The sequence below is a fragment of the Arthrobacter sp. Soil_C_49 genome (assembly GCF_057656635.1).
In genome coordinates, this window is sequence record NZ_JBDGJZ010000003.1 from 196,218 (window position 1) to 221,102 (window position 24,885).

Annotated in this window: 22 protein-coding genes and 2 riboswitches; of the genes, 8 read left to right on the forward strand and 14 right to left on the reverse strand. The window is 66.3% G+C overall.

Features of this window, described 5'->3' with window-relative positions; translation table 11 throughout:
• Positions 1 to 300: 300 nt before the first annotated feature.
• Positions 301 to 978 (reverse strand): 4-carboxy-4-hydroxy-2-oxoadipate aldolase/oxaloacetate decarboxylase, encoded by a 678-nt coding sequence (locus tag AC3A4Z_RS07170; RefSeq protein ID WP_498710941.1) that lies wholly within the window; start codon positions 976 to 978, stop codon positions 301 to 303.
• A 25-nt stretch (positions 979 to 1,003) separates the two neighbouring features.
• Positions 1,004 to 2,212: an aspartate transaminase gene (locus tag AC3A4Z_RS07175; RefSeq protein ID WP_498710942.1), complete on the reverse strand. Its 1,209-nt coding sequence runs from the start codon at positions 2,210 to 2,212 to the stop codon at positions 1,004 to 1,006.
• A gap of 241 nt (positions 2,213 to 2,453) precedes the next feature.
• On the opposite strand from AC3A4Z_RS07175, the gene AC3A4Z_RS07180 reads away from it, so the two are divergent.
• Complete coding sequence (locus AC3A4Z_RS07180; protein WP_498711131.1) at positions 2,454 to 2,954, forward strand: hypothetical protein; 501 nt, start codon at positions 2,454 to 2,456, stop codon at positions 2,952 to 2,954.
• A 47-nt stretch (positions 2,955 to 3,001) separates the two neighbouring features.
• Positions 3,002 to 3,424, forward strand: coding sequence for a universal stress protein (locus tag AC3A4Z_RS07185; RefSeq protein ID WP_498710943.1), 423 nt, complete (start codon positions 3,002 to 3,004; stop codon positions 3,422 to 3,424).
• 174 nt (positions 3,425 to 3,598) lie between these two features.
• Here the strand turns inward: AC3A4Z_RS07185 and AC3A4Z_RS07190 are convergent, their stop codons facing one another.
• Positions 3,599 to 4,237: a GOLPH3/VPS74 family protein gene (locus AC3A4Z_RS07190; protein ID WP_498710944.1), complete on the reverse strand. Its 639-nt coding sequence runs from the start codon at positions 4,235 to 4,237 to the stop codon at positions 3,599 to 3,601.
• A 239-nt stretch (positions 4,238 to 4,476) separates the two neighbouring features.
• Between AC3A4Z_RS07190 and AC3A4Z_RS07195 the strand changes: the two genes are divergently transcribed.
• Genes AC3A4Z_RS07195 through AC3A4Z_RS07215 form a run of 5 tightly spaced genes read left to right on the forward strand, consistent with a single transcriptional unit; the run spans position 4,477 to position 10,514 of the window.
• Complete coding sequence (locus AC3A4Z_RS07195) at positions 4,477 to 5,289, forward strand: MurR/RpiR family transcriptional regulator (protein WP_498711132.1); 813 nt, start codon at positions 4,477 to 4,479, stop codon at positions 5,287 to 5,289.
• A 5-nt stretch (positions 5,290 to 5,294) separates the two neighbouring features.
• Entirely contained in the window at positions 5,295 to 6,287 is a 993-nt protein-coding gene (locus tag AC3A4Z_RS07200) for an NAD(P)-dependent oxidoreductase (RefSeq protein WP_498711133.1), read from the forward strand.
• A 34-nt stretch (positions 6,288 to 6,321) separates the two neighbouring features.
• Positions 6,322 to 7,869, forward strand: coding sequence for an aldehyde dehydrogenase family protein (locus AC3A4Z_RS07205; protein WP_498710945.1), 1,548 nt, complete (start codon positions 6,322 to 6,324; stop codon positions 7,867 to 7,869).
• 36 nt (positions 7,870 to 7,905) lie between these two features.
• On the forward strand, positions 7,906 to 9,132 hold the full coding sequence (locus AC3A4Z_RS07210) for an amidohydrolase (protein ID WP_493971953.1): 1,227 nt from the start codon (positions 7,906 to 7,908) through the stop codon (positions 9,130 to 9,132).
• On the forward strand, positions 9,129 to 10,514 hold the full coding sequence (locus AC3A4Z_RS07215) for a DUF3100 domain-containing protein (RefSeq protein ID WP_498710946.1): 1,386 nt from the start codon (positions 9,129 to 9,131) through the stop codon (positions 10,512 to 10,514). Before AC3A4Z_RS07210 ends, AC3A4Z_RS07215 begins: the two co-directional genes overlap by 4 nt.
• Before the next feature lie 219 nt (positions 10,515 to 10,733).
• On the opposite strand, the gene AC3A4Z_RS07220 is transcribed toward AC3A4Z_RS07215, so the two are convergent.
• The 11 genes from AC3A4Z_RS07220 to gcvP form a co-directional block, all read right to left on the reverse strand.
• Entirely contained in the window at positions 10,734 to 10,886 is a 153-nt protein-coding gene (locus AC3A4Z_RS07220) for a hypothetical protein (protein ID WP_167344656.1), read from the reverse strand.
• Positions 10,887 to 10,917: 31 nt separating this feature from the next.
• Positions 10,918 to 11,154 (reverse strand): hypothetical protein, encoded by a 237-nt coding sequence (locus AC3A4Z_RS07225; RefSeq protein WP_498710947.1) that lies wholly within the window; start codon positions 11,152 to 11,154, stop codon positions 10,918 to 10,920.
• 104 nt (positions 11,155 to 11,258) lie between these two features.
• Entirely contained in the window at positions 11,259 to 11,477 is a 219-nt protein-coding gene (locus AC3A4Z_RS07230) for a hypothetical protein (protein WP_498710948.1), read from the reverse strand.
• A gap of 5 nt (positions 11,478 to 11,482) precedes the next feature.
• The gene (gene cycA, locus AC3A4Z_RS07235) at positions 11,483 to 12,952 is read right to left on the reverse strand and encodes a D-serine/D-alanine/glycine transporter (protein ID WP_498710949.1); all 1,470 of its coding nucleotides are present in this window, start codon (positions 12,950 to 12,952) and stop codon (positions 11,483 to 11,485) included.
• Positions 12,942 to 13,790: a methylenetetrahydrofolate reductase gene (locus AC3A4Z_RS07240; protein WP_498710950.1), complete on the reverse strand. Its 849-nt coding sequence runs from the start codon at positions 13,788 to 13,790 to the stop codon at positions 12,942 to 12,944. Before AC3A4Z_RS07240 ends, cycA begins: the two co-directional genes overlap by 11 nt.
• A 71-nt stretch (positions 13,791 to 13,861) precedes the next feature.
• Positions 13,862 to 14,881, reverse strand: a complete 1,020-nt coding sequence (lipA, locus tag AC3A4Z_RS07245; RefSeq protein WP_498710951.1) for a lipoyl synthase — start codon at positions 14,879 to 14,881, stop codon at positions 13,862 to 13,864.
• Positions 14,882 to 14,894: 13 nt separating this feature from the next.
• Positions 14,895 to 16,322: an L-serine ammonia-lyase gene (locus tag AC3A4Z_RS07250; protein ID WP_498710952.1), complete on the reverse strand. Its 1,428-nt coding sequence runs from the start codon at positions 16,320 to 16,322 to the stop codon at positions 14,895 to 14,897.
• Positions 16,323 to 16,653: 331 nt separating this feature from the next.
• Complete coding sequence (gene glyA / locus AC3A4Z_RS07255; RefSeq protein WP_498710953.1) at positions 16,654 to 17,976, reverse strand: serine hydroxymethyltransferase; 1,323 nt, start codon at positions 17,974 to 17,976, stop codon at positions 16,654 to 16,656.
• Positions 17,973 to 18,356 (reverse strand): glycine cleavage system protein GcvH, encoded by a 384-nt coding sequence (gcvH, locus tag AC3A4Z_RS07260; protein WP_498710954.1) that lies wholly within the window; start codon positions 18,354 to 18,356, stop codon positions 17,973 to 17,975. Before gcvH ends, glyA begins: the two co-directional genes overlap by 4 nt.
• Positions 18,357 to 18,493: 137 nt before the next feature.
• On the reverse strand, positions 18,494 to 19,615 hold the full coding sequence (gene gcvT, locus AC3A4Z_RS07265) for a glycine cleavage system aminomethyltransferase GcvT (RefSeq protein ID WP_498710955.1): 1,122 nt from the start codon (positions 19,613 to 19,615) through the stop codon (positions 18,494 to 18,496).
• A gap of 10 nt (positions 19,616 to 19,625) precedes the next feature.
• A complete protein-coding gene (gene gcvP / locus AC3A4Z_RS07270) occupies positions 19,626 to 22,478 on the reverse strand; it encodes an aminomethyl-transferring glycine dehydrogenase (protein WP_498710956.1) in 2,853 nt (950 codons plus the stop codon).
• A gap of 52 nt (positions 22,479 to 22,530) precedes the next feature.
• A riboswitch (glycine riboswitch) is annotated at positions 22,531 to 22,638 on the reverse strand.
• Position 22,639: 1 nt separating this feature from the next.
• Positions 22,640 to 22,737, reverse strand: a riboswitch (glycine riboswitch).
• Between the two features lie 184 nt (positions 22,738 to 22,921).
• Between gcvP and AC3A4Z_RS07275 the strand changes: the two genes are divergently transcribed.
• Complete coding sequence (locus AC3A4Z_RS07275) at positions 22,922 to 24,796, forward strand: Na+/H+ antiporter (RefSeq protein ID WP_498710957.1); 1,875 nt, start codon at positions 22,922 to 22,924, stop codon at positions 24,794 to 24,796.
• Positions 24,797 to 24,885: the final 89 nt, after the last annotated feature.

A 24,885-nucleotide genomic window follows, 5' to 3' on the forward strand; every position in this document is an offset into this window, starting at 1 on the left:
CCTGCCCAGCCACCGGGTCTCGGGTTGCTCAACCACCGGGTCAGTCCCTGCCCAGCCACCGGGTCTCGGGTTGCTCAACAACCGGGTCAGTCCTGCCCAGCCACCGGGTTTCGGGTTTCGGGTTTCGCTCACCAGCCGCTCCCTAACCTCGGAGGCTCGACCAGGGAATTTGGCGGCCGTGGCCCCTCGCTCAACCACCGGCTCAACCGCAAACCTCAACCACCGGGATGCAGCAAAGCCGCCGCAGGACTATGCCCGCGGCGGCTGCGCTGCTGCTGCCTTGTTGGAATTCCCAGGCTCCTAGGCCTGCTCCACCAGGAGTCCCTTGGCCTTCAACACGTCCGTCAGGTTGCACAGGTCGATGGTGGTGCCGCCGTCCTTGTACAGGCTGATCAGCTCACGCTCGGCGTCATCGCGTTCCTGCGAGAGGCGGATGACTTCCTCGATCTCCTCCTTGCGGACCACCACCACACCGTCAGCGTCGCCGCGCAGGACGTCGCCCGGGTAGATGATTTCGTCGCCGAAGACCACCGGGTGGTTGATGGGACCGATGGTTTCCTTGACGGTGCCCTTGATGGACACACTGCCGGAGAAGACGGGCAGTCCGAGCTCAATGAGGTCCTGGGTGTCGCGGACACCGGAGTCGGTCACGAGGCCGGCCAGGCCCTTGGCTTTCATGGCGTTGCCGAGGACGTCACCAAAAGTTCCGGCTTCCTCGTACTCCCCCGCCGCGGCCAGGACGACGTCGCCGGGCTGCGCGTAGTGGATGGCCACCTGCAGCATCAGGTTGTCCCGCGGCGCACAGCGGACGGTGGTGGCGGGGCCGCAGAAGGACATGGACCTGTCGATGGGCTTGATGCGGGAGCTCAGCGCGCCCTTGCGTCCCTGTGCCTCGTGGATGGTGGCGGACGAGAACTTCGCGAGCCGGCTGACGGCGTCGGCGCTGGGGCGGTCGATGTTGGTTTTGACGTGGATCACGGCGTTTTTCCTTCGGTGGGTTGGGTCAGTTGAGGGCCTGGACGGCCTTGTCGATGGCAGCGATGGACTCCTCGATGATGTCCAGGCTGGTGGCGTAGGAGATGCGAAAGTAGGGGCCCAGTCCGTAAGCGGACCCCTGGATAACTGCTATGGAAGCGGCCTCGAGCAGGTAGAGCGTGAAGTCCTGGTCGTCGTGGATCACAGTTCCATCCGGCGTCGTCCTGCCAATAACCCCCGCACAGTTGACGTACGCGTAGAAGGCGCCTTCCGGCGTCGTGCATGACAAACCGTCGACGGCGTTCAGGGCGGCCACTGCCGCGTCCCGCCGCTTGCGGTACACCTCCAGGCTGTCCCGGACGAAGCCCTGGTCGTCGGTGAGGGCCGCGGCGGCGGCGGCCTGGCTCACGGAGGAGGGGCAGGAGGAGATCTGCGACTGCAGCTTGTTGATGGCGGCGATCACCGGCGCCGGTCCCGCCGCGTACCCCAGCCGCCAGCCGGTCATGGCGTAGGCCTTGGACACACCGTTGACGGCGAGGATGCGGTCCTTCAGTTCGGGGGCCACCTCCACCAGGCTGGTGAGCTTTCCTTCGCCGAAGTAGATCTGGTCGTAAATTTCGTCGGTGAGGACGTAAACGTGCGGGAAACCGGCCAGGACGTCGGCGAGCGCCCGCAGTTCGGCCGGGGAGTAGACGGCGCCGGTGGGGTTGGACGGTGCGTTGAGGATGACCCACTTGGTGCGCCCGGTCAGGGCACCGGCCAGGGCTTCGGGCGTGAGCTTGAAGCCAACATCCTCCCCGCAGGGAACCACCACCGGGGTGCCGTCATTGGCCAGCACCATGTCCGGGTAGGAGACCCAGTAGGGGGCGGGGACGATCACTTCGTCGCCAGCGTCGAGGGAGGCCATAAACGCGGTGAAGATGACCTGTTTCGCGCCGCCGCCGATGGTGATCTCGGCCGGGGTGTACTGAAGGCCCGTCCGCTGCGACAGGGTCTGGAGGATGGCCTTCTGCAGGGCAGGGGTGCCGGTGACGGAGGTGTACTTGGTTTCGCCGCGGTTGATGGCCTCCACGGCGGCGGCCTTGATATGTTCGGGGGTGTCGAAGTCCGGCTCGCCGACGGTCAGGTCCAGGATGCGGCGCCCTTCCGCTTTCAGTTCGCGCACCCGGGCCGCGGCAGCAACGCTGGCGGAAGATTTGATGCGGGATACCCGCGCTGCAGGGACAAATTCAGGCATGGTCTCTTCCTAGGGAGTCAGGAGGGAGCGGTACTCGTTTCCTTCGACACTAGGGAAATCCGGACGGTCTGGATAAGACCAATACTGCGTGGACGGATAAGCGTCCCTTATGGCTGGCAGACCCACAGTTTCCCGCTATGGGTCCACTCACAATTGGTATTTCCGCCATGCATCCGTCTCTGCCTAGCCTCGTAGGTGGCCCATCCGGAAGTACCCCAACCGAGGAGTGATCTTGGCGGTTATGCATCATGGCGACGTCGGCTACTACCGCTACCGCGGAGCACCCAAGCCTGACAAAGCCGCGCTCCAGGCGGAGAAGATCCGGAAGCTGCTGAAGGCGAACCGGCAGCGGCTGGCCTTCAACGCGAGCAGCAGCCGCCCCGTGTCCGCCCGGCTGAACCAGCACGTTGCGCAGGCGCTCCGGGACGGCCTGAAGGTCACCCGCCTCGCCGACGCTGCCGGCCTCTCCCGCTGGACCATCCGCACCATCGGCCTGACATACGACGACCTGCTGCCCTCCGGCCAGCCCGCCGAACAACAGCTCGCCGTCATCGCAAGCCTGAAGTCCGAGCTCGCCGAACTCGAGGAATCGCGGGCCGCACTGGAAGCCCGGCGGTTGAACCTCCTGGCCGCAGCCCGCAGGCTTGGCGTGATGGACGAGTTCGAACTCGCCGCGCTCAGCGGACTTCAAAGCGACGCCATCCGCAAAATGACATGGGGGCAGCACGTCCAAGTTCTCTAGACTTGCTCCTGAACGCCAAGTGACGGATACGAGTAAAGGAGCAAGGCATGAGTGGAGTAGTAGTTGTAGGTGTTGACGGCAGCCAGTCTGCAAGGAAGGCCGCTGAGGCTGCGCGGGACCTGGCGGCCGCGCTGGGAGCGTCCCTGCACATCGTCACCGCATTCGAGACCGAGAGCGCCGAAACGTTCGGCGTCGGATCGGACAAGGTGCGGATCTCCAACGCGGACAGCGCCGAACATGTAGCGAACGACCTGGGCAAGTCGGGACAGCGCGTTGAGATCACCCACTCGGCCGCCCGCGGCAAGCCGGCTGATGCCCTGATCAAGGAAGCGATCCGCCTGGACGCGAAGGTCATCGTGGTGGGCAACCGCAGGATGCGCGGCATCGGCCGCCTCCTGGGCAGCGTCGCGAACAGCGTGGCACACAACGCCCCTTGCGACGTGTACATCGCCAACACCTACGACGACTGACCACTTCGGGTTTTTGTCCAGATATGCAGGGCTAATAAGCCTTTAAGCCTGCACATCTGGACAAAAACTCCAGTAGCCGGGCCAAAAGTCTGTTAGCGGACGACGGCGGGACCTCCCGCCGTCGTCCGCTTGCGTTTAATGCCCGCTGCACAGAGCGCGCTGCCGCGATGACTGCTACGTTGCGGCTTCCGCCTCTGCCAGCGTGATCATGCGGATCTCCTCGGCAACCGCGTGCGAGGGCCAGTGGCTGTTGGCTGTGTCCCGGGCCCGGTGATGATCGGCATCGGGGAACAGCCTCTCCAGCAGCCCCGTCACGTGCAGCAGTCCGATCAAGGCCATGGTTCGAGCACCGGATGTTCCGCCGCCCAGTCCAGCCCCAATTTCCTTGAGGAGCGCCGCCTTCGGGGCGTGGTCCTGCTCCGGATAGCGGGTGATCCTGAACAGGCCCAGGCGCTTTTCGCCCACGTGCCTCACGACGCCCTGCTCCGCCAGCTCCTCGTAAATGCGATGCACCTCCGCGCGGCTTTCCAGGATTGAAACCCAGCGGTGGGCAGTGTGCGGCCTCGATTTATGCCGGATGAGGTCCAGGTGGTGTTGGACTTGGGCGGGCACAGGGCCGCCAGTGACCCTGACGTGCTTGCCCTGCAGGTCGATGGCACCGAGCAGGTCCAGCTCCGCCAGGATTGCCCCGGCCACACCGGCCTGGAGAACAGGCTGGGGAACTTCTGCCCCACCGTCGGCATCGTTTGTTGCCAGAAGGAGGAACGCCTGGGGAAGGCTCAGCTCCCAGGCCTTGGGAGATTCAGCATCCATACCCCTATGGTCCCGCGGGAAACGGGCCACCACAACGAGGATTTACATCCAGGTACGCAAACCACTGGAAGCAAGTGAAATTGCAGAGTACATTTAATGCAATCGCCCTTGCAGAGTGATCTGCGTTACAGAACAGGTCTTCCTTGAACACGAACACCGCAGAAGCGGAAGCCTTCGCCCTTGAAGCCGACGGCGGCAACAGTCCCGGGAACAGCTCCCAAGCATGGCTCGGCGACGCGATCCCGGACGTTCCGCTCACCAAGGCACAAAGCCGGGTAGTGGAGGTCATCACCCGGAACCCGCAGCTTTCCTCCTACGCCGACATCGCGGAAATCGCGCAGCGGGCCGACGTTAACAACTCCACCGTGGTCCGCGCCGCCCAGCACCTTGGCTACCGCGGCTGGCCCGACCTGCAGCGCGAGCTCCGCTCGCGCTACCTGGTGATGATTTCCACGGAGGACACGCTCACCGAGCACGGCGAACACCGCAGCCCCCTGCATGACGCGCTGAACCACGACATTGAAAACCTCCGGCTGACCCTCGAATCAAACACGGCAGACGAAGCCGAGGCCGCCATTGCGGCGATGGCCGCTGCGAAGTCCATTACCGTGGTCGGGATTGGCTCGTTCGCAGGCCCCGCGAGCGTGATGGCCCACCTCGGCTCCACGATGGGATACCCCATCTCGCTCGAAAACCGCGGCGGCGTCCACCTGGCGTCGAGCACCAACACCCTTGGCTCCGGCGACGTGCTGGTGGTGATCAACATGTGGCGCTCCGTCCGGCAGGTCATCGTGGCCGCTGAAGCCGCCAAAGCCGCAGGTGCCACGGTAGTCGCCATCAGCGATATGCGCCGCGGCCGCCTCGCAGCCGCCGCCGACCACCTGCTCGTGGTGGCCTCGGAGGGCATCTCCTTCTTCCAGTCGGTCACCGCCGCGAACTCGCTGGTCTACGGGCTGCTCGCCGGGATGGAAGCAGCCCACCCAGAACGCAGCCGCGCCGCCATCCGCCGCACGCAGCAACTGTGGAAAGACCTCGACATCTACCTCGACTGAACCGCATTACCTCCCAGGAGCACTTCATGAATGAGCAGAACACCCGCCGGATAGCCGTCATCGGACTCGGCGCCATGGGCGGAGCAATGGCCGCCACCCTCCACAAATCCGGCTGGGACGTCACCGGCTTCGACCCCTCTGACGCGGCCAGGACTGTTGCGGAAGAAGCCGGCATCAAAACCACGGCGGACCTCGAAGCCGTTGCAGGGACCCCCTACGTCGTGCTCTCCCTCCCCGCCGCCAGCATCGTGGAAACCACCGTGCCCCACCTCCTTAAAGCGCCGGGCACCGTGGCGATCATCGACACCACCACCTCCGAACCGGGCACGAGCAAAAACATGGCCGACCTCGCCCAGGCACAGGGAGCGGCCTTCGTGGACGCACCCGTTTCCGGCGGCCGCGACGGCGCAGCAACCGGTTCTCTGAGTGCCTTCGTCGGTGCCACGGACGAGGCCTTCGCTGCCGCCGAACCCGTCCTGCTGGCGCTGACGGGCGGGAAGTACAGCCATATCGGCGGCCCCGGCAGCGGCAACGTGGTCAAACTCCTCAACAACGTGCTTGCAGCGGCCAATCTCGTCTCGGTGGGTGAAGCGCTGAGTGTTGCCAAGGCCTACGGCATCGACCCCGCCACCGCCGCGGCCAGCATCAGCAACGCGTCCGGAGGCAGCAAGGTCTCCGCCAACATGTACCCCAACGGGGTGCTCAGCGGCACCCATGATTCCGGTTTTTCGCTGGGCCTGATGGCCCGGGACGCCGCCCTCGCCGTGGATGTCGCCGCCCGGATCGGCGAAAAGCCCGCGCTCCTGGCCGCCGTGGCCAGCCAGTGGCAGGATGCCCTGGCCGCCCTCGGCCCGAAGGCTGACTTCACCGAAATCGCCCGGACCGTCGCCCCGGCCATCACCCCAGCCGGAGCACCAGGCGCGGCACCAGACCCCGCATCAAGCACGGCACCAGGCACCGCGCCAGGCAAAGCGGCCGGCACCTCCGCCGTCGCCTGATACCCCACCCCCAGCCCCCCAAAGGAACACCACATTGAGCATCACCACAGCACCAGCCAATTCGTCGGCAGCCACCGCTAAATCCGTCCTGGACGCGGCCTTCCCCGCCGGCCTCGGCGCCTTCGTCAACGGCAACGTAACCACCGGCAGCGGCGAGGACATTACCCTCACCGCTGCTGCCACCGGCGAAGCCTTCGCCACCTACGCAGACCCCGGCGCCGAGGGCGCCAACACCATCCTGGAAAGTTCGACGGCGGGTGCCAAAGTCTGGGGCGCGATGAACGGCTTCGAACGGGCCGCCATCCTCCGCAACGTCAGCCGGGCCGTGGAACAGCACGGAGAGGAACTCGCCATCCTCGAATCCGCCACAACGGGCAAGCCCATCCGTGACACACGCGTTGAGGCCGCCAAGGTGGCGGAAATGTTCGGCTACTACGCCGGCTGGGCGGACAAGCTGACCGGCCAGACCATCCCGGTTCCCGGCAACTGGCACACCTACACCGAGCGCGTCCCGTGGGGCGTCGTCGTCGCCATCACGCCCTGGAACGCTCCCCTGTTTACGGCCGGCTGGAACTCCGCAGCCCCGCTCGCGGCCGGCAACGCCGTGATCATCAAGCCCAGCGAATTCACCCCGGCATCATCGGTCCGGCTCGCCCAGCTGGCGCACGAAGCCGGGCTGCCGGCAGGCGTGTTCAACGTGGCCTCCGGGCTGGGCCAGACTGTTGGCGCAGCCCTCACCACGGACCCGCGCGTGGGCAAGGTCAGCTTCATCGGCTCCGTCCCCACCGGACGCCGTGTTGCGGTGGCTGCGGCCCAGGCCGGGATACCCGCGCTTCTGGAGCTCGGCGGCAAGAGCGCCAACATCGTCTTCGCGGACGCAGACCTGGACCGTGCCGCGGACGGCGCCATCTCGGCCATCTTCTCCGGGGCGGGCCAGTCCTGCGTCGCGGGTTCCCGGCTGCTGGTGGAGCGCAGCGTCCACGCAGAGTTCGTGGAGCTCGTGGCCGCCAAGGCGGCACGCCTCCGGGTGGGCGACCCGCTCAGCGCGGACACCGAGGTGGGCCCGATCATCACCGCCCAGCAGTTCGCCACCGTTACCACGCTCATTGAAGCGGGAATGAACGACGGCGGCCGCCGCGTCACGGGGGCGGCATTGCCGGAGTCCCTGGCCGGGTCTGCCCTGGCCGGCGGGCACTGGGTGATGCCCACCCTGCTGGACGGCGTCACGCCCGCCAACCGCCTCGAAACCACGGAAGTCTTCGGTCCCGTGGTGGGGGCCGACGCCTTCGACACGGAAGCCGAAGCCATCGCCCGGGCCAACAACACCAACTTCGGCCTGGCCGGCGCCGTCTGGACCTCCGACGTGTCCCGCGCCCACCACGTTGCCCGCGAGGTCAAGGCCGGCACGTTCTGGATCAACTCGTACAAAACAATCCACGTGGCGGTTCCGTTCGGCGGCTTCGGCGATTCCGGCCACGGCCGCTCCTCCGGCCCCGGCGTGCTGGACGAATACACGCAGACGAAGGCCATCTGGGTGCCCACCCGCGCGGCCGGGTCGCCTTTCCCGTCCCTGTCCTACTAACCCGCCCTGAACCGCCGCACCCAAAGGAAGATGCCCATGGAACTGACCAACCCATCCCCCGCCCCGGCGGCCCTTCGCGGCACCCTGGCAGACGGCGTCGACCACTGGAAACCCCGCGTCCAGGCATTGGCGCGGGAAATTCACGCTTTCAAGGAGATCTCCTTCGAGGAGGTTCGCTCCGCCGGGGCCATTGCCGCCCTGCTGGAGGAGGCCGGCTTCGAGGTGGAGCGCGGCACCTCGGGCCTTCCCACCGCCTTCTCGGCGAGCGCAGGCAGCGGCGAACTGACGGTGGCGCTGTGCGTGGAGTACGACGCGCTCCCGGATATTGGCCACGCCTGCGGGCACAACCTGATCGCCGGCGCCTCGGTGGCCGCCGCACTCGCCCTTCTCCCCCTGGTGGACGAGCTCGGCATCACGCTGAAGGCCATCGGCACTCCCGCCGAGGAGCATGGCGGCGGCAAGGCGCTGATGCTGGAACGTGGAGCGTTCGACGGCGTCGGGCTGGCCCTGATGGTCCACCCCGTCCAGGACGGGCTCACCTACAACCCCACCGGCACCAGCGCCCAGGCGGTGGGCCGGTACCAGGCAACGTTCACCGGCAAGGCCGCCCACGCGGCAGCAGCCCCGCACCAGGGCGTCAACGCCGCAGATGCCGCGGTCCTGAGCCAGGTGGCCATCGGACTGCTCCGCCAGCAGATCCCCAGCGACCACCGCGTTGCCTGCTTTGTGGCCGAGGCCGGGCACGTCACCAACATCATCCCGGAAAAGGCGGTGGTCCAGTTCGAATGCCGGGCGTTCACCCTGCCGGAATACGAGGCCCTGCACCAGAGGGTCCGGAACTGTTTCGAAGGCGCCGCGCTGGCCACCGGCACAACCCTGGTCATCGAAGAGGCGGAACCCCTGTACGAACCGCTGCTCCAGGATGACGCCCTGGCAGCGCACTGGACCGACGCGATGGATGCCTTCGGTAAGGACACGTCGCGGTCCTCCGGCCTCAGCGGCGGCTCCACCGACATGGGCAACATCTCCCAGGTCATCCCGTCCCTGCACCCGTGGCTGAGCATCCCGGGCGCGGACGTGCCCATCCACTCGCACGCGTTTGCCGCACTTGCGGACACTCCCGAGGCGTACGGCGTGATGTTCGAGGCAGCCGTTGCGCTGGCCTGGACCGCCGCGGCCGCTGCCTCAACCCCCACCGAACGGGACCGCTTCCTCAAAGCTGCGTACCGCCGTCGTACTTTCACGCAGGAAGGCACATCATGAGCACCACCAAAACAGTCCGGGCTGACAGGGCCGGGACCAAGCTGACCATGCCGATCGCCGCCCTGGCCCTGGTGATCGCCGTGGCGGTCCAGTTCATCGGGCAGGTGAAGATCGATGTGGGAATCGGCTCCATCATCATCTTCCCCATGGTGTGGGGCCTCATCCTGGGCCTGCTGGTCTCGATCCAGAAGTTCAAGCCCCTGGGGATCGACCTCCAGCGGGTGGCGGCCGCCCTGGTGGGCGTCGCCGTGCTGCTGCTGGTGGCCCGGCTGGCGTTCAACATCGGTCCGAGCCTGCCCACCCTGCTCAAGGCCGGACCCGCGCTGCTCCTCCAGGAGGTGGGCCACCTGCTCGGGACCATCGTGCTGGCGCTCCCGCTGGCTGTTCTGCTGAGGATGGGCAAGGCAACCGTGGGCGCCACGTTCTCGCTGGACCGCGAGCCCTCCTTCGCCATGGTGTCCGAGAAGTACGGCCCGGATTCGGACCAGTACCGCGGCGTGCTGGCCATGTACGTGTTCGGCACGCTGTTCGGCGCCGTGTACATCACGCTCCTCACCTCGCTCGTGGCCAACTGGAAGATCTTCGATCCCCTGGCCCTCGCCATGGGTGCCGGCGTGGGGTCCGGGTCCATGATGGCGGCGTCAGCGGCGAGCATCGTTGCCGGCTACCCGGCGGACCAGGAAGCCATCCTGGGTATGGCGGCCGTCTCCAACCTGATCACCACGATCCTGGGCGTTTACGTGGGCATCTACATCGCGCTGCCGCTGGCCGACCGGTTCTACAAACTCCTCACCCGCAAGCAGACAGCCCGTGAAGAAGCAGCCGTGACGGCCGGAGCACCCGCCGGCGGCCCGGCCGCACGGACCGCTGCGGACATCGACCGCGAGGCCGTCCAGGCGGAGGAAAACCGGCGGTTCCGCGAGCGGGTTGCCGAGTCAGCGGCAGCCATCAAACTACCGCTCTGGCTGTCCCTTTCGGTCCTCACGGTACTGGGCATCGCCACAGCATCAGTGGCGGCGAAGGGCTTCAGCCTCAGCATCCTGGCCGGCTATGCGATCATGCTGGCTTTGGTCCTGGTCAGCATCGCGCTGGCGAAGGCCACCCGAAAGATCTCGGCCATCGTTTTTATCACCACCATTGGCGCCTACATCTCCAGCCCGTGGTTCTTCGCCGCGGAGCCGTTGAATGCCGCGGTCAAGACCGTGGACTTCCTGTCCATCGCCACCGTGATGCTGACCCTGGCAGGCCTGTCGCTGGGCAAGGACATCCCGCTGCTGAAAAATATCGGCTGGAAGATCATCCCTGTGGGGCTGGTGGCCATCACTGCGTCCTTCCTGCTCTCCACGGTGATCGCGGAATTCGCCCTGGGCCTCTGGCACTGACTCCCCGGCCCACAGAGTTTTTGTCCAGATATGCAGGGCTGGGAAGCCCATAAGTCCGCATATCTGGACGAAAACCCGGGGCGATGTGCGGGCCACCTGGATCACTGGTATTGCTCCCTCACCCGAAGGCTCACGGAGCCATGCGCCCAACACGGCCAGCGCACTAATCCAGGTTGTTCCCTGCCGTTTCAGGCCCGCACGGTCTGTGGCCGGGAAGGGTCAGACGCTGGTTCGGCGCTTCAGCCAGCCCCACACAGCGGTGGCCACAAACAGGATCAGGCCGATGAACGCCAGCCACAGCAGGCCCTTGATCACGAAGCCCAGGATGGACAGAACAAGCCAGATGATCAGCAGTGTGATGATGAGTCCCATAGGGGAAGCTTAGGCCACCGCGGCGGTTCCGCTAGCTGGACACGTCCCGCTCAATTTCTTCGGCGAGGTCGTCCACCGCTTCGGGGCGCAGGTTGATTCCCGCCTCATCGAAGCGTTCCTCCAGCACATGGCTGACGTCGTCCTGCACATGGCCCAGGCGGATCTCATCCTTCACGTCTTCGGCGATGCTTTCCGCGGTCTCCACTGCGTCAACCTCCTCCACGCTGTCGTCGTCAAAAGGGGCACCGGTATCAGCTGAGTCAGTCATAGTTCATCGTTGCCGGTCGGCGGCGGGCGGTCAATGACGGGAACGGCTTAAAGGCAAGCGGACGACGGCGGGGCCTCCCGCCGTCGTCCGCTCCCTTGCAGGCCCTAACCTTTGATCTCCACCTTGACGAAATCCTCCCGGTGGAACATCCGGCGCTCCGGCCAACCGTCCATCACCACCCAGATGATGGAGCCGTCCGGGGTGGTCCCGTCCACCACGCCGCAGCCAAGCAGCTGCCCGTCGCGTGAAAGGCGGACCCACTGCCCCGGCGGCAAGGCGGTCCAGGAGACGCGCCGCCAGCTGTGCGGTTCGGTAAGTTTCATGGCGCCTACCGCCGGATGACGTCGCTGCCGATGGTTGCCGCCTCGGTATCCAGGTCCTGCGCCAGCTCGGACTTGAACGTCTCGTAGCGGGCCAGGTGGGCGGGACGGCGGCGCAGCACCAGCCAAGCGGCGCCGAGAACCAGGAACCACACCGGCGTGACCAGCAGCGCCATCAGGGTGTCCGGCTGCGTGGTGAGGGCCCAGAGGACGAAGGCGAAGAAGGCGAACACCACCCATACCATCGGGATTCCGCCGGGCATCCGGTACTTGGACGCCTCGTGAAGGTGGGTACGGCGGCGCCGGAAGGCCAGGTAGCTGGCCAGGATGATGGACCACACGAAGACGAAGCAGACCGCGGACACGGTGGTCACCATTTCGAAGGCCTTGCCGATGTCCTGGCCCGCGTACATCAGCACCACGCCGGAGAGCAGCAGCACGCAGGAGAGGAACAGGGCGTTCTGCGGGACCTTGCGGGTGGACAGGTGCCGGAAGACCGACGGCGCGTCCCCCTCCTGGGCCAGGCCGTAGACCATGCGGGAGGTGGAGTAGATGCCGGAGTTGGCCGAGGACATGGCCGAGCTGAGCACCACCAGGTTCACCACGGTGGCGGCGGCGCCGAGGCCGGCCAGGGAGAACATGGCGATGAACGGGCTGTGCCCGGCCTGGAACTGGGTCCATGGCGTAACGGACATCAGGATGATCAGGGCGCCCACGTAGAACAGGAGCACACGGATGGGGATGGAGTTGATGGCCTTGGGCAGGTTCTTCTCGGGATCCTTCGCCTCGGCGGCAGTGGTGCCCACCAGCTCAATGCCCACAAACGCGAACACCGCAATCTGGAAGCCGGCCACGAAACCCATGAACTCGTTCGGGAAGAACCCGCCGTGGCTCCACAGGTTCGTGAAGGTGGCAGGGCCGGCGTCGGACTGGAAGCCGGTGAAGATCATAAACATGCCCACGATGATCAGCGCTGCGATGGCGATGATCTTGATCAGGGCGAACCAGAACTCGGTCTCGCCGAACGCCTTCACCGTGACGAGGTTCAGGATCAGGAGGATGGCCACGGTGGCCAGGCCCGGGATCCACAGCGGCAGTCCCGGCCAGAGTTCCTTGGAGTAGCCGGCGATGGCGATCACGTCCGCGATACCGGTGATCACCCAGCAGAACCAGTAGGTCCAGCCGGTGAAGAAGCCCGCCCAGGGGCCCAGGAGGTCTGCGGCGAAGTCGCTGAAGGATTTGTAGTTCAGGTTGCTGAGCAGCAGTTCGCCCATGGCCCGCATCACGAAGAACAGCATGAAGCCGATGATCATGTAGACGAAAATGACGGACGGTCCGGCCGCGGAAATGGTTTTGCCCGAGCCCATGAACAGGCCCGTGCCGATGGCGCCGCCAATGGCGATCAGCTGGATGTGCCGGTTGGTGAGCTGCCGCTCAAGGTGCGGCTCCTGGTGGGACACTGCAGGTTTAGTTGTCATGTGCTGCTCCTCGAATCAATGCTGTCTGGAGTGCTGAAGTGGTTGCCTGGTCCGGTCCCGCGGGGAGTTGATTGCCGGGGACGGACTGCAGGCTGTTGAAGCTGTAAAGGTGGATGCCGGCGATGCTGCCGGGCTGGCTTTCCAGGCCGGCGATGAGGCCGTCCGGCGAGTAGCGGTCGCCGCTAAGGAGCTTGCGGGCCAGCGGGCCCTTGCGGCTGAGGAATTTCAGGGAACTTCCGACGCCGATCTGCGCGCCGAGTGCCACCAGCTTGGTCCGCGGCACGGACCCCGCCACACCCGCCCAGACGGGCAGGTGGACGCCTTCGCGGCGCAGGAGCGCCGCATAGTCGTGGATTTTTTCCGCAGAGAAGCACATCTGGGTGACCACGTGTGCGGCCAGGTGCTGCTTGGCCAGCAGGCTGTCCAGCAGATCAACCGGGCTCACCGCAGGGTGGCCCTCAGGGTAGCCGGCTACGCCCGCCCGCATGGTGCCGCCGGTGTACTGGGCGATGTCTTCGAGGACCGGAAGTGCCGAGCGGTAAACACCGGCCGGCTGTTTCCGGTCTCCCCCAATAACGAAGACTTCGCCGATCCCGGCGGCATCGCACGCGCGGACAATCCCGGTGAGCTCCGCCTGGCTGCTGATGCTCCGGGCGGCGAGGTGCGGCACCACGTTATAGCCGGCGTCGCTCAGCTCCACGGCGGTGCGCAGGGTCCGCTCGATGCCGTGGTGCGGCAGACAGGTCACGCTGAGCGTGGTGGTTCGAGGCACCGAGGCCTGAACCTGCCCAACGATTCCCTGTGAAGGGATGATTTCGATTCTGACGGGGAACATCATTGGTCCTGTCTATGCATCAGGTATTGGATCATCAGCGCTTGCCGGAGGCCGGGCGCCTCACGCCGTGGCGATTACGCCGTGGCGGCGAGCAGTGAGCTTGCTTCCTGGCGGGTGGTCCCGGAGTCCTGGATGCCGTCGGCGATGTGGGCGAGTTCGGCGGGGATGTCCCGGCCTTTCTTGCGCATGGCGGTGGCCCAGAGCCGGCCGGCCCGGTAGGAGGAACGGACCAGCGGGCCGGACATGACGCCGAGGAAGCCGATCTCCTTGGCCTCGTCCTGCAGGTCCACGAACTCCTGCGGCTTGACCCACCGGTCCACCGGCAGGTGCCGCTCGGACGGGCGCAGGTACTGGGTGATGGTGATCAGGTCGCACCCGGCCTCGTGCAGGTCCCTCAGCGCTTCGGAGATCTCTTCCCGGGTTTCACCCATGCCCAGGATCAGGTTGGACTTGGTCACCATACCCAGGTTCCGGCCCTGCGTGATCACATCCAGGGACCGCTCGTACCGGAACGCCGGCCGGATCCGCTTGAAAATCCTCGGCACGGTCTCCACGTTGTGCGCGAACACCTCGGGCTTCGAATCACAGATCGCGGCGATGTGCTCGGGTTTGCCGGAGAAGTCCGGGATCAGCAGCTCCACCCCGGTCCCGGGGTTCAGCTCGTGGATCTTCCGGACCGTCTCGGCGTACAGCCACACACCCTCATCGGCCAGGTCGTCACGGGCCACACCGGTCACGGTGGCGTAGCGCAGCTGCATGGTCTGCACGGAGCGGGCCACCTTGGTGGGCTCGAACATGTCCACAGGGGAGGGCTTGCCGGTATCGATCTGGCAGAAATCACACCGCCGCGTGCACTCGGACCCGCCGATCAGGAACGTGGCTTCCTTGTCCTCCCAGCACTCAAAAATGTTCGGACAGCCAGCCTCCTCACACACCGAGTGCAGGCCCTCTTTTTTCACCAGGTTCTTCAGCCCGACGAATTCCGGGCCCATCTGGACCTTGGCCTTGATCCACTCCGGCTTGCGCTCCACCGGAACAGCAGAGTTGCGCTGCTCAACGCGCAACAGCTTCCGGCCTTCAGGTGCCAATGTCATTTCCGTACTTCCTTCAGCATTCGACGACGTTGACGGCGAGGCCGCCCATGGCCGTTTCCTTGTATTTGGAGCTCATGTCCTTGCCGGTCTCGCGCATGGTCACAATGACCTCATCCAGCGAGACCCGGTGCGAACCGTCGCCCCACAGCGCCATCTTCGCGGCGTTGATCGCCTTCGCCGCCGCGATCGCGTTCCGTTCAATGCAGGGCACCTGCACCAGGCCCCCGATCGGGTCGCAGGTCAGGCCCAGGTTGTGTTCCATCGCGATCTCTGCCGCGTTCTCCACCTGGGCCGGGGTCCCGCCCATCACCTCGGCCAGGCCTGCCGCCGCCATGGACGACGCCGAGCCCACCTCGCCCTGGCAGCCCACCTCGGCCCCGGAAATGGACGCCTGCTCCTTGTACAGCACCCCCACGGCGCCGGCAGCGAGCAGGAACTTCACCACCACGTCGTCGCGGTCCTCCTGCGAGGCGTTCTCCATCCCCGGCGCGAAATGCAAAGCGTAAAACAGCACCGCCGGGATGATCCCGGCCGCACCATTCGTCGGGGCAGTGACCACCCGCCCGCCGGAGGCGTTCTCCTCATTGACCGCCAGCGCGATCAAGTTAACCCACTCCTGCCAATACTTCTGGTCATAGAAGTCCTCGTCCTGGCCCTCGCCGTCCGGCCGTGAACTTTCCTTCTTCAACCGGTCATACCAGTCAGGCGCCCGACGACGGACCTTCAGTCCCCCGGGCAACACACCTTCGCGCTTCAGGCTGGTGGCCACGCACTCCTCCATCACCGACCAGATATGCAGCAGGCCTTCACGGATCTCCGCGGGAGTGCGGCTGTCCTCCTCGTTGATCCGCATGATGTCGCTGATGCCGAGGCCTGTTTCCCGGCAGTGCTCCAGCAGCTCGGCGGCGGTGCGGAAGGGCAGCGGCAGTTCTTTTTTGGATTCCTCGAGTTCCTGCTGTGCTGCATCCTCCTCGCCCTCGCGGACGATAAAGCCGCCGCCCACCGAGAAAAACGTTGCCGTGTGCAGGACGTTGCCCTCGGCGCCGGACACCGTGAAGGTCATGCCGTTGGTGTGGCGGGGCAGGACGGTCAGCGGCCGCAGCACCATGTCCTTCACCCCGTAGGGCAGCGGGACCGCACCAGCCAGTTGCAGCAGGCCGGTATCGGCGATTGCGGCGAGTCGTTCCTCCACCTCGTCCGGCAGGATGAGCTCCGGATGGAAGCCCTCCAGTCCCAGCAGGATCGCGGTCATGGTGCCGTGGCCATGGCCCGTCGCGGCGAGGGAACCATAAAGGTCCACCCGCAGCGACGCCACGTCCGAGAGCTTGCCCAAGCCTTTGAGCTCCTCCGCAAAAACGGCAGCAGCCCGCATCGGGCCCACAGTGTGGGAACTGGAAGGCCCGATGCCAATGGAAAAGAGGTCAAAGACTCCAACAGCCATGCGATTGTTCCTAACTAAACGTGGTTGGGGTGGAGCGGGCAGGACATCCTCTGTGTGCCGGGCCCACGCCGTCCGGGTTCCCTGGCCGAGCTTGCGAGGCTAGGGGACGGTGGGGAGCATGCTGCCGGATGCCCCGCCCACTCCGAAGGCACCTCACCAGGCGAGGGACCCGCCAGCGCCGGCAGAGCCGGACTTTTCGAAAGCGTGCGTCAAAGCGACGAAGTGGGCCCACGCCGGCAGGGTTCCCTGGCCGAGCTTGCGAGGCTAGGGAGCCGGTGGGGCGCAGCACGCGTGAAAATGTCCGGTCCGCCGGTCCCGAAGCCAGCCAACTCTAGGACAGAGGTGCGAGGGCCGGGTACAGCGGGTGGGCTTGGGCGAGGGTTTCGACGCGGTGACGCAGCCCGGAAAGGTCTGCATCGGCGTCGGCCGTCAAAGCCTCGGCGATGATGTCCGCAACCTCGCGGAATGCGTCCTCACCGAACCCGCGGGTGGCCAGCGCGGGCGTGCCGATCCGCAGGCCGGAGGTGACCATCGGCGGGCGCGGGTCGAACGGCACGGCGTTGCGGTTCACCGTGATGTCGATGGCCGCGAGCCGGTCCTCGGCCTGCTGGCCGTCGAGCTCGCAGTTGCGCAGGTCAACGAGGACCAGGTGCACATCGGTGCCGCCGGAGACCACGCTGATGCCCTTGGCGCTGACGTCGGGCTGGACCAGGCGCTCAGCCAGGATCCGGGCGCCGGCCAGGACACGTTCCTGGCGCTCCTTGAACTCGGCGGACGCGGCGATCTTGAATGCCACGGCCTTGCCCGCGATGACGTGTTCCAGCGGGCCGCCCTGCTGGCCCGGGAACACAGCCGAGTTGATCTTCTTGGCGATGCCGGCGTCGTTGGTCAGGATGATGCCGCCGCGCGGACCGGCGAGGGTCTTGTGCGTGGTGGAGGTGGTGACGTGCGCGTGCGGCACAGGCGACGGGTGCAGCCCTGCGGCCACCAGCCCGGCGAAGTGCGCCATGTCCACCATCAGGTAGGCGCCAACGGAGTCGGCGATGCGGCGGAACTCGGCGAAGTCCAGCTGCCGGGCGTAAGCGGACCAGCCGGCCACGATCAGCGCCGGCTTGTGCTCCTGGGCCAGGCGCTCCACCTCGGCCATGTCCACCGTGTGGCTGTCCTCGCGGACGCCGTACGGCACCACGTTGTAGAGCTTGCCGGAGAAGTTGATCTTCATGCCGTGGGTCAGGTGGCCGCCGTGGGCGAGGTTCAGGCCCATGATGGTGTCGCCCGGCTTGATCAGCGCGTGCATCACCGAGGCGTTGGCCTGGGCGCCGGAGTGCGGCTGCACGTTGGCGAACTCCGCACCGAACAGCGCCTTGATCCGGTCGATGGCGAGCTGTTCGATGACGTCCACGTGCTCGCAGCCCCCGTAATAGCGCTTGCCCGGGTAGCCCTCGGCGTACTTGTTGGTCAGCACCGAGCCCTGCGCCTGCATCACGGCGACGGCAGTGTGGTTCTCGGAGGCGATCATCTCCAGGCCGTCACGCTGGCGGGTGAGTTCGTCGTCGATCTTCGCGGCGATCTCGGGGTCCAGTGCGGACAGCTCGGCGTCCAGCGACGCGGAGACTACCTGCTCAAAGGCCGCGGTAGCGGCAGTGGCGCTCACAGTTCGCCGCCATTGGCTGCGGCGTACTCTTCAGCGGACATCAGCGGGCCCTCTTCGGTAACGGCCACCTTGAAGAGCCAGCCTGCGCCGTAGGGATCGTTGTTGATCAGGGCGGGGTCGGAGACCACTTCGTCGTTGATCTCCACCACTTCACCGGTGACGGGGGCGTAGAGGTCCGAGACGGACTTGGTGGATTCCACCTCACCGCAGGTCTCCCCCGCGGTCACCGTGGAGCCGACCTCGGGCAGGTCCACGTACACGATGTCGCCCAGGGCTTCGGCAGCCACAGCGGAGATCCCGACGCCGGCAGGCCCGGATCCGTGAGAAGCAATCCACTCGTGCTCGGCCGAGTATTTAAGTTCAGCAACAACTTTTGCCATGTGTATTTCCTTAGGTTCGTGTTTATGAAAGTGAGAGAGCGTCAGCCCAAACCCCACATCAAGTGAGAGAGCGTTTAGTTAAAACCCGCATCAAGTGAGAGAGCGTTTGGCCAAACGCGGCATTAAGTGAGAGAGCGTTACTTCTGGCGCTTGTAGAACGGGAGCTCTACTACTTCGAACGGCTCTGCCTTGCCGCGGAGGTCGATGTCCAGGGCGGTACCGGGTGCTGAGTGTTCGACGTCGACATAGGCCAGGGCGATCGGGTAACCGAGCGTGGGGCTCGGCTGGCCGGAGGTTACCTCGCCCACCACGTTGCCGTCCTTGAGGACCGGGTAGTGGCTGCGGCCGGCGCGGCGGCCCAGGCCCTTCAGGCCCACCAGCTTGCGGCCCGAGGTGGACCCGGCGCCCAGTTCCTTGAGCTCCGCCAGCACGGCCCTGCCCACGAAGTCCGATTCCTTCTTGAGTGACACAACCGGCCCCAGCCCGGCGGCGTAGGGGTTGACTTCCCGGGAGAGCTCGTTGCCGTAGAGCGGCATGCCGGCTTCGAGGCGGAGCGAGTCGCGGCACGCCAGTCCTGTGGGGATGAGCCCGTGGCCGGCGCCTGCTTCGAGCAGCGCGTCCCACAGGCCGGCAGCATCCTCATTGGGGATGTAGATCTCGAAGCCGTCCTCGCCGGTGTAGCCGGTGCGGGCCAGCAGGAGCTGCTGCCCGTTGATCTCGACTTCAACCGCGGCGTAATACTTTAGCTCCGTCACCAGCCCGTGCTGCGCCGCGGGGACCAGCTTCAGGAGGATGGCCTCGGCGTTCGGTCCCTGGACGGCGATCAGCGAAGTTTCGGCGGACACGTCCTCCACCTTCACGTCAAAGTTGGCAGCACGCTCGGCCAGTGCAGCGGCAACCACCGCAGCATTGCCGGCGTTGGGGACCACCAGGTACTTCTGTTCACCAAGGCGGTAGGAGATGAGGTCGTCGATGATACCGCCGTCTTCCTGGCAGATCAGCGAGTACTTTGCCTTTCCGACGGCAACAGCGGAGAGCTTGCCGACAAGGGCGTAGTCGAGGAAAGCTCCGGCGTCAGGGCCGGTGACCCAGACCTCGCCCATGTGGGAGAGGTCGAACAGGCCGGCGGCGTTGCGCACGGCGTGGTGTTCGGCGAGCTCGGAGCTGTACTTCAGCGGCATCTGCCAGCCGCCGAAGTCCGTGAAGGAGGCGCCGGCAATCTTGTGCTGCTCGTACAGCGCGGTGTAGTTCTCAGTCATCACAGAATCCTTAGTTTTCGAACTCGGAAAGCGGCGGGCAGGAGCAGACCAGGTTGCGGTCCCCTGCTGCGCCGTCGATGCGGCCCACCGGCGGGAAGTACTTGTCCTGCCGGAGCGAGGCCACCGGGAAGGCGGCCTGCTCACGCGGGTAGGAGCGGTTCCATTCAGAGGAAACGACGGCGGCTGCCGTGTGGGGTGCGTTCCGTAGCGGGGAGTTCTCCACCGGGAAGTCCCCGCCAGCCACCTGGTCGATTTCCTTGCGGATGGTGATCATGGCTTCGATGAAGCGGTCGATTTCCGCGAGGTCCTCGGATTCGGTGGGTTCCACCATCAGGGTCCCCGCCACCGGGAAGGACAGGGTGGGGGCGTGGAAGCCGAAGTCGATGAGCCGCTTGGCCACGTCCTCGGCTGTGACGCCGGTACGGGCCGTCAGGTCGCGCAGGTCCAGGATGCATTCGTGCGCTACCAGGCCGCTTTCGCCGGTGTAGAGGACCGGGAAGTGCTCGTCCAGGCGGGCGGCAACGTAGTTCGCAGCGAGCAGTGCGGACTTGGTGGCTTCGGTGAGCCCCTGGCCGCCCATCAGCTTCACGTACGCCCAGGAAATCGGCAGCACGCCAGCGGAACCGAAGCGTGAAGCGGAAATCGCCACTCCGTGCCCGGCCTCGTGGGCAGCCTTATTGGCGTCGCCCGGCATAAACGGTGCGAGGTGTGCCTTGGCAGCAACCGGGCCGACGCCGGGTCCGCCGCCGCCGTGCGGGATGCAGAAGGTTTTGTGCAGGTTCAGGTGGGACACGTCGCCGCCGAACTTGCCCGGCTGCGCCAGCCCAACGAGCGCGTTCAGGTTGGCGCCGTCCACGTAGACCTGGCCGCCGGCGGCGTGGATGGCGTCGCAGACCTCGCGGACGTCGGCGTCGTACACACCGTGGGTGGAGGGGTAGGTGATCATGATGGCCGAGAGGACGTCCTTATGGGCCTCGATCTTGGCCTGCAGGTCCGCGTGGTCGATGGTGCCGTCGGCAGCGGTGGCCACAACAACAACCTTCATGCCGGCCAGGACGGCGGACGCGGCGTTGGTGCCGTGCGCCGACGCCGGGATGAGGCACACGTTGCGCTGCGCCTCGCCGCGCGAGTGGTGGTAGCCGCGGATCGCCAGCAGGCCGGCAAGTTCCCCCTGGGAACCGGCGTTGGGCTGGATGGACACCTGGTCGTAGCCGGTGATCTCGGCGAGATCCGCTTCCAGTCCGGAAATCAGTTCACGCCACCCTGCGGTCTGGGAGTCGGGGGCAAACGGGTGGATCGAGGCGAATTCGGGCCAGGAAATGGCTTCCATCTCGGCTGTGGCGTTCAGCTTCATGGTGCAGGAACCCAGCGGGATCATGGTGCGGTCCAGGGCCAGGTCCCGGTCGGAGAGCCGGCGGATGTAGCGCAGCAGCTGGGTCTCGGAGCGGTGGGTGTTGAACACCGGGTGCTCCAGGTAGGTGGAGGTGCGCAGCACCTGCTCCGGCAGCTCGAAACCCTCGGCAGACACCACGGGACCGGCGCCAAAGGCGACAACAACCGCGGAGAGGACCTCCGGCGTCGTGGTTTCATCGACTGACACGCCAACTGTGTCCGCGTCGATGAGGCGCAGGTTGATGCCCCGGGCTTCGGCGGCGGTGATCACCTTGGCGGCTTTGCCGGGGACGCGGACGGTGATGGTGTCGAAGAAGGTATCGGACACCAGTTCCCGGCCGGCGATCTTAAGCGTGGCGGCCAGGGCGCGGGCGTTGTTGTGGACGGTTTCGGCGATCGCCTTCAGGCCGTCGGGGCCGTGGTAAACGGCGTAGAAGGACGAGACGATGGCGAGCAGTGCCTGCGCCGTGCAGATGTTGGACGTGGCCTTCTCGCGGCGGATGTGCTGCTCGCGGGTCTGCAGTGCCAGGCGGTATGCGGGGACGCCGGCGTTGTCCTTGGAGACGCCCACGATTCGGCCGGGGAGCGTGCGCTCCATGCCGTCGCGGACGGCCATGTAGGCGGCGTGCGGTCCGCCAAAGAACAGCGGCACGCCAAAGCGCTGGGTGGAACCGACGGCGATGTCCGCGCCCTGCTCGCCCGGTGGAGTGATCAGGGTGAGTGCCAGGAGGTCGGCTGCGACAGTGACCAGCGCGCCGCGGTCCTTGGCCTCGGCGATAACGCCGGACTGGTCCCAGACGCGGCCGGAAACGCCGGGCTGCTGCAGGACGAGGCCGTTGATGTCGCCGTCGGGCAGGCCGGCCGTGAGGTCGGCAATTTCCACCTCGAAGCCGAGGGCTTCGGCGCGGCCCAGCACGATGGCGATGGTCTGCGGGAGCAGGTCGGCGTCCAGGACAGTCTTGCCGTCCTTGGCCGTCTTGTTCTTGTTGGCCCGGCGCATCAGCAGCACGGCTTCGGCCACGGCGGTGGCTTCGTCCAGCAGGGAGGCGTTGGCCACCGGGAGCGCGGTAAGGTCCTGCACCATGGTCTGGAAGTTCAGCAGCGCCTCGAGCCGGCCCTGCGAAATTTCCGGCTGGTAGGGCGTGTAGGCGGTGTACCAGGCGGGGGCTTCGAGGATGTTGCGGCGGATCACCGGCGGAGTCACGGTGTCGTAGTAGCCCTGGCCGATCATCTGCACGGCCATCTTGTTTTTGCCGGCCAGCTTGCGGAGCTCGCCGAGGACCTCGACTTCGCTGAGGGCGCTCTCAAGGGTGAGTGGCGTGTCCTGGCGGATGGAATCGGGCACGGCGCTGTCAACGAGGCCATCGAGGGTGTCGTAGCCGACGGCCTTGAGCATGGTGTCGATGTCGGACTGGCGGCGCGCGCCGATATGGCGGTCTGCGAAGGTGGTGGGGGACGATTGAACCGTCATAAGAGGAACTCCATAATTCAGGTGGTGCCGGAGCACCACGTTGATTCGGGTTCCTCCCCGCTCTGTATTGGACCTGAGAGTTTTGTGTAGTCCTGCTGTTCGGCAGGGCGCCACTTGCACCGTCGGTGAGCCCGGTTGCCCGGACTGCTTTCCAGAGTTGCCTTGCCGCGGCGGTACGTGGGCCTGAGAGATTCCTGGGGAGGATTTGCTCCTACGGCGCCTGCAGAACGTACCGGCAGGACTCTCCCGCCGCAGATCATCAGCACGTGCCACTGGTGGGTGACACGGCTCACAGGTTACAGGATCCGTGGTCAGGATGCAAAATGAGGGCCAGCTTTCGGGCGGGCGGACGACGGCGGCACGTCCCGCCGTCGTCCCCTCACCGGAAGTGCCGCAGGGCTCCGTGCAGGGACACCCTTGGCAGGGCCTGAGACAATGGCCGGATGGAGATCGCCCTGGGACTTCTGGTTCTCGTTGCGGTGGTTTGCGCCGGAAGCGCGCTGGGCCGAAAACTGAACATTTCCGTTCCCCTGCTGCTGGTACTGGTAGGCGTGATCGGCTCCTTCCTTCCGTTCGTGCCGGACATTGAGCTGAACCCGGAAATGGTCCTCGTGGGGCTGCTGCCGCCGCTTCTCTATGCCGCGGCGCTGCGGACGTCCCTGTTCGACTTCAGCTCCAACCGCCGGTCCATCGGCCTGCTATCGGTGGGGTATGTCATTTTCGGCACTATCGCTGTGGGCTTTGTGGTGTGGTGGCTGTTCCCGGAGATCCCGCTGGCGGCCGCGTTTGCGCTAGGGGCCGTGGTGGCACCCCCGGACGCGGTGGCCGCCACCTCCATCGCCCGGAAGGTGGGGATGCCGCGCCGGATCGTCACCATCCTGGAGGGTGAATCCCTGGTCAACGACGCCACGGCATTGATCTGCCTGCGCGCAGCGATCGCCGCGATTTCCGGGACGGTGTCCGTGGCGGGGATCGCCGCGGACTTCCTGCTCGCGGTGGGCGGCGGCCTGGTGGTAGGCATCGCCGCGGCCTACGTGCTGACGGAACTGCGCAAGCGGATCCGGAACGTCCCCATCAACACCTCCACGTCGCTGGTGGCTCCCCTGGTGGCGTACCTGCCGGCGGAAGCGATCCACGCGTCGGGTGTCCTGGCCGTCGTTGTCACCGGGCTCATCATGGGCACCAAGGCGCCGTCTATGCCCAACGGTGCCGCCCGGCTGAGCCAGCGCAGCAACTGGAATACGGTGCAGTTTCTGTTGGAAAACTCGGTGTTCCTGCTGATCGGGCTGCAGGTGCGCAGCATCGTGGAGGGTGTCCAGGACGATTCCCTGGGCGCTGGCCGGATCTGGATGGGCTGCGCGGTGATCCTGCTGGCGGTGCTGGTCCTCCGCCCCGTGTGGGTTTTCCCCGCGACATACCTGCCCCGGCTGATTCCCGCGGTGCGGCGCAGCGACCCGGCGCCGCCCTGGCAGTTCCCCGCCATTGTGTCCTGGGCCGGGATGCGCGGCGTGGTCACCCTGGCCGCAGTGTTGGTGCTGCCCGAGGACCTGGAACACCGGTCTGTGCTGATCCTCGCTGCCCTTGTTGTGGTGGGCGGGACCCTGACGCTGCAGGACTTTACCCTCCCGGCACTGGTCCGTGCGCTGCGGGTGCAGGGTCCGGACCAGCGCGAGGATGCCCTGAACAAGGCGTCGCTGATGCAGCTGGCCACCGCCGCCGGCGTGGCCCGGTTGCAGGAACTGGGCACTGAGAACGATCCGCCCGAGGTCCTGGCCATGCTGAAGCGGCGCACGCAGGAGCGCGGGCTGGCCGCGTGGGAACGGCTGGGCCGGCCGTCGGCGGAAACGGCAACACCCAGCGAGCGCTATGCCCGGCTCCGGCTCGCCATGCTGGAAGCGGAACGTGCCAAGGTGCTGGAGCTGCGCCGCGGCGGCGAGTACGCGCAGGAGGTCCTCACCGACGTCCTGGAGCGGCTGGACGTTGAGGAATCCATGCTGGACGTGGCGCTGGATGAGGTAGACACGTCCGGCGAGGGCGGCGGGGAAGGCATCGCAAGGCCGGGCGGGGTGTGCGACCACCTCGAGTCGGCGCGGCCCCGGGAGGTTCCGGCCGACGCGTTCTGCGCTGACTGCGTCAGGGAAGGTACGACGCCGGTGCACCTGAGGATGTGCCTGGCCTGCGGGCAGGTGGGGTGCTGCGATTCCTCCCCCGCAACCCACGCATCGCGGCATCACGAGAAGACCGGGCATCCGGTCATGCGCAGCATTGAGCCGGGCGAGGACTGGCGCTGGTGCTACCAGGACGACCTGCTGGGGTGATGGCCGGCTGAGGCGCGGCCTGCCCACGTCACGCCTGCCCACGTGAGGGGACGACGGCGGGGAGGTCCCGCCGTCGTCCGGTCACCTGA

Excerpts from the sequence above, each read along its gene's own strand:
- AC3A4Z_RS07175 (WP_498710942.1), bottom strand. The coding sequence starts at position 2,212 with ATGCCTGAATTTGTCCCTGCAGCGCGGGTATCCCGCATCAAATCTTCC.
- AC3A4Z_RS07180 (WP_498711131.1), top strand. The coding sequence starts at position 2,454 with ATGCATCATGGCGACGTCGGCTACTACCGCTACCGCGGAGCACCCAAG.
- AC3A4Z_RS07185 (WP_498710943.1), top strand. The coding sequence starts at position 3,002 with ATGAGTGGAGTAGTAGTTGTAGGTGTTGACGGCAGCCAGTCTGCAAGG.
- AC3A4Z_RS07190 (WP_498710944.1), bottom strand. The coding sequence starts at position 4,237 with ATGGATGCTGAATCTCCCAAGGCCTGGGAGCTGAGCCTTCCCCAGGCG.
- AC3A4Z_RS07210 (WP_493971953.1), top strand. The coding sequence starts at position 7,906 with ATGGAACTGACCAACCCATCCCCCGCCCCGGCGGCCCTTCGCGGCACC.
- AC3A4Z_RS07215 (WP_498710946.1), top strand. The coding sequence starts at position 9,129 with ATGAGCACCACCAAAACAGTCCGGGCTGACAGGGCCGGGACCAAGCTG.
- AC3A4Z_RS07220 (WP_167344656.1), bottom strand. The coding sequence starts at position 10,886 with ATGGGACTCATCATCACACTGCTGATCATCTGGCTTGTTCTGTCCATC.
- AC3A4Z_RS07225 (WP_498710947.1), bottom strand. The coding sequence starts at position 11,154 with ATGACTGACTCAGCTGATACCGGTGCCCCTTTTGACGACGACAGCGTG.
- AC3A4Z_RS07230 (WP_498710948.1), bottom strand. The coding sequence starts at position 11,477 with ATGAAACTTACCGAACCGCACAGCTGGCGGCGCGTCTCCTGGACCGCC.
- cycA (WP_498710949.1), bottom strand. The coding sequence starts at position 12,952 with ATGACAACTAAACCTGCAGTGTCCCACCAGGAGCCGCACCTTGAGCGG.
- AC3A4Z_RS07240 (WP_498710950.1), bottom strand. The coding sequence starts at position 13,790 with ATGATGTTCCCCGTCAGAATCGAAATCATCCCTTCACAGGGAATCGTT.
- lipA (WP_498710951.1), bottom strand. The coding sequence starts at position 14,881 with ATGACATTGGCACCTGAAGGCCGGAAGCTGTTGCGCGTTGAGCAGCGC.
- AC3A4Z_RS07250 (WP_498710952.1), bottom strand. The coding sequence starts at position 16,322 with ATGGCTGTTGGAGTCTTTGACCTCTTTTCCATTGGCATCGGGCCTTCC.
- gcvH (WP_498710954.1), bottom strand. The coding sequence starts at position 18,356 with ATGGCAAAAGTTGTTGCTGAACTTAAATACTCGGCCGAGCACGAGTGG.
- gcvT (WP_498710955.1), bottom strand. The coding sequence starts at position 19,615 with ATGACTGAGAACTACACCGCGCTGTACGAGCAGCACAAGATTGCCGGC.
- gcvP (WP_498710956.1), bottom strand. The coding sequence starts at position 22,478 with ATGACGGTTCAATCGTCCCCCACCACCTTCGCAGACCGCCATATCGGC.
- AC3A4Z_RS07275 (WP_498710957.1), top strand. The coding sequence starts at position 22,922 with ATGGAGATCGCCCTGGGACTTCTGGTTCTCGTTGCGGTGGTTTGCGCC.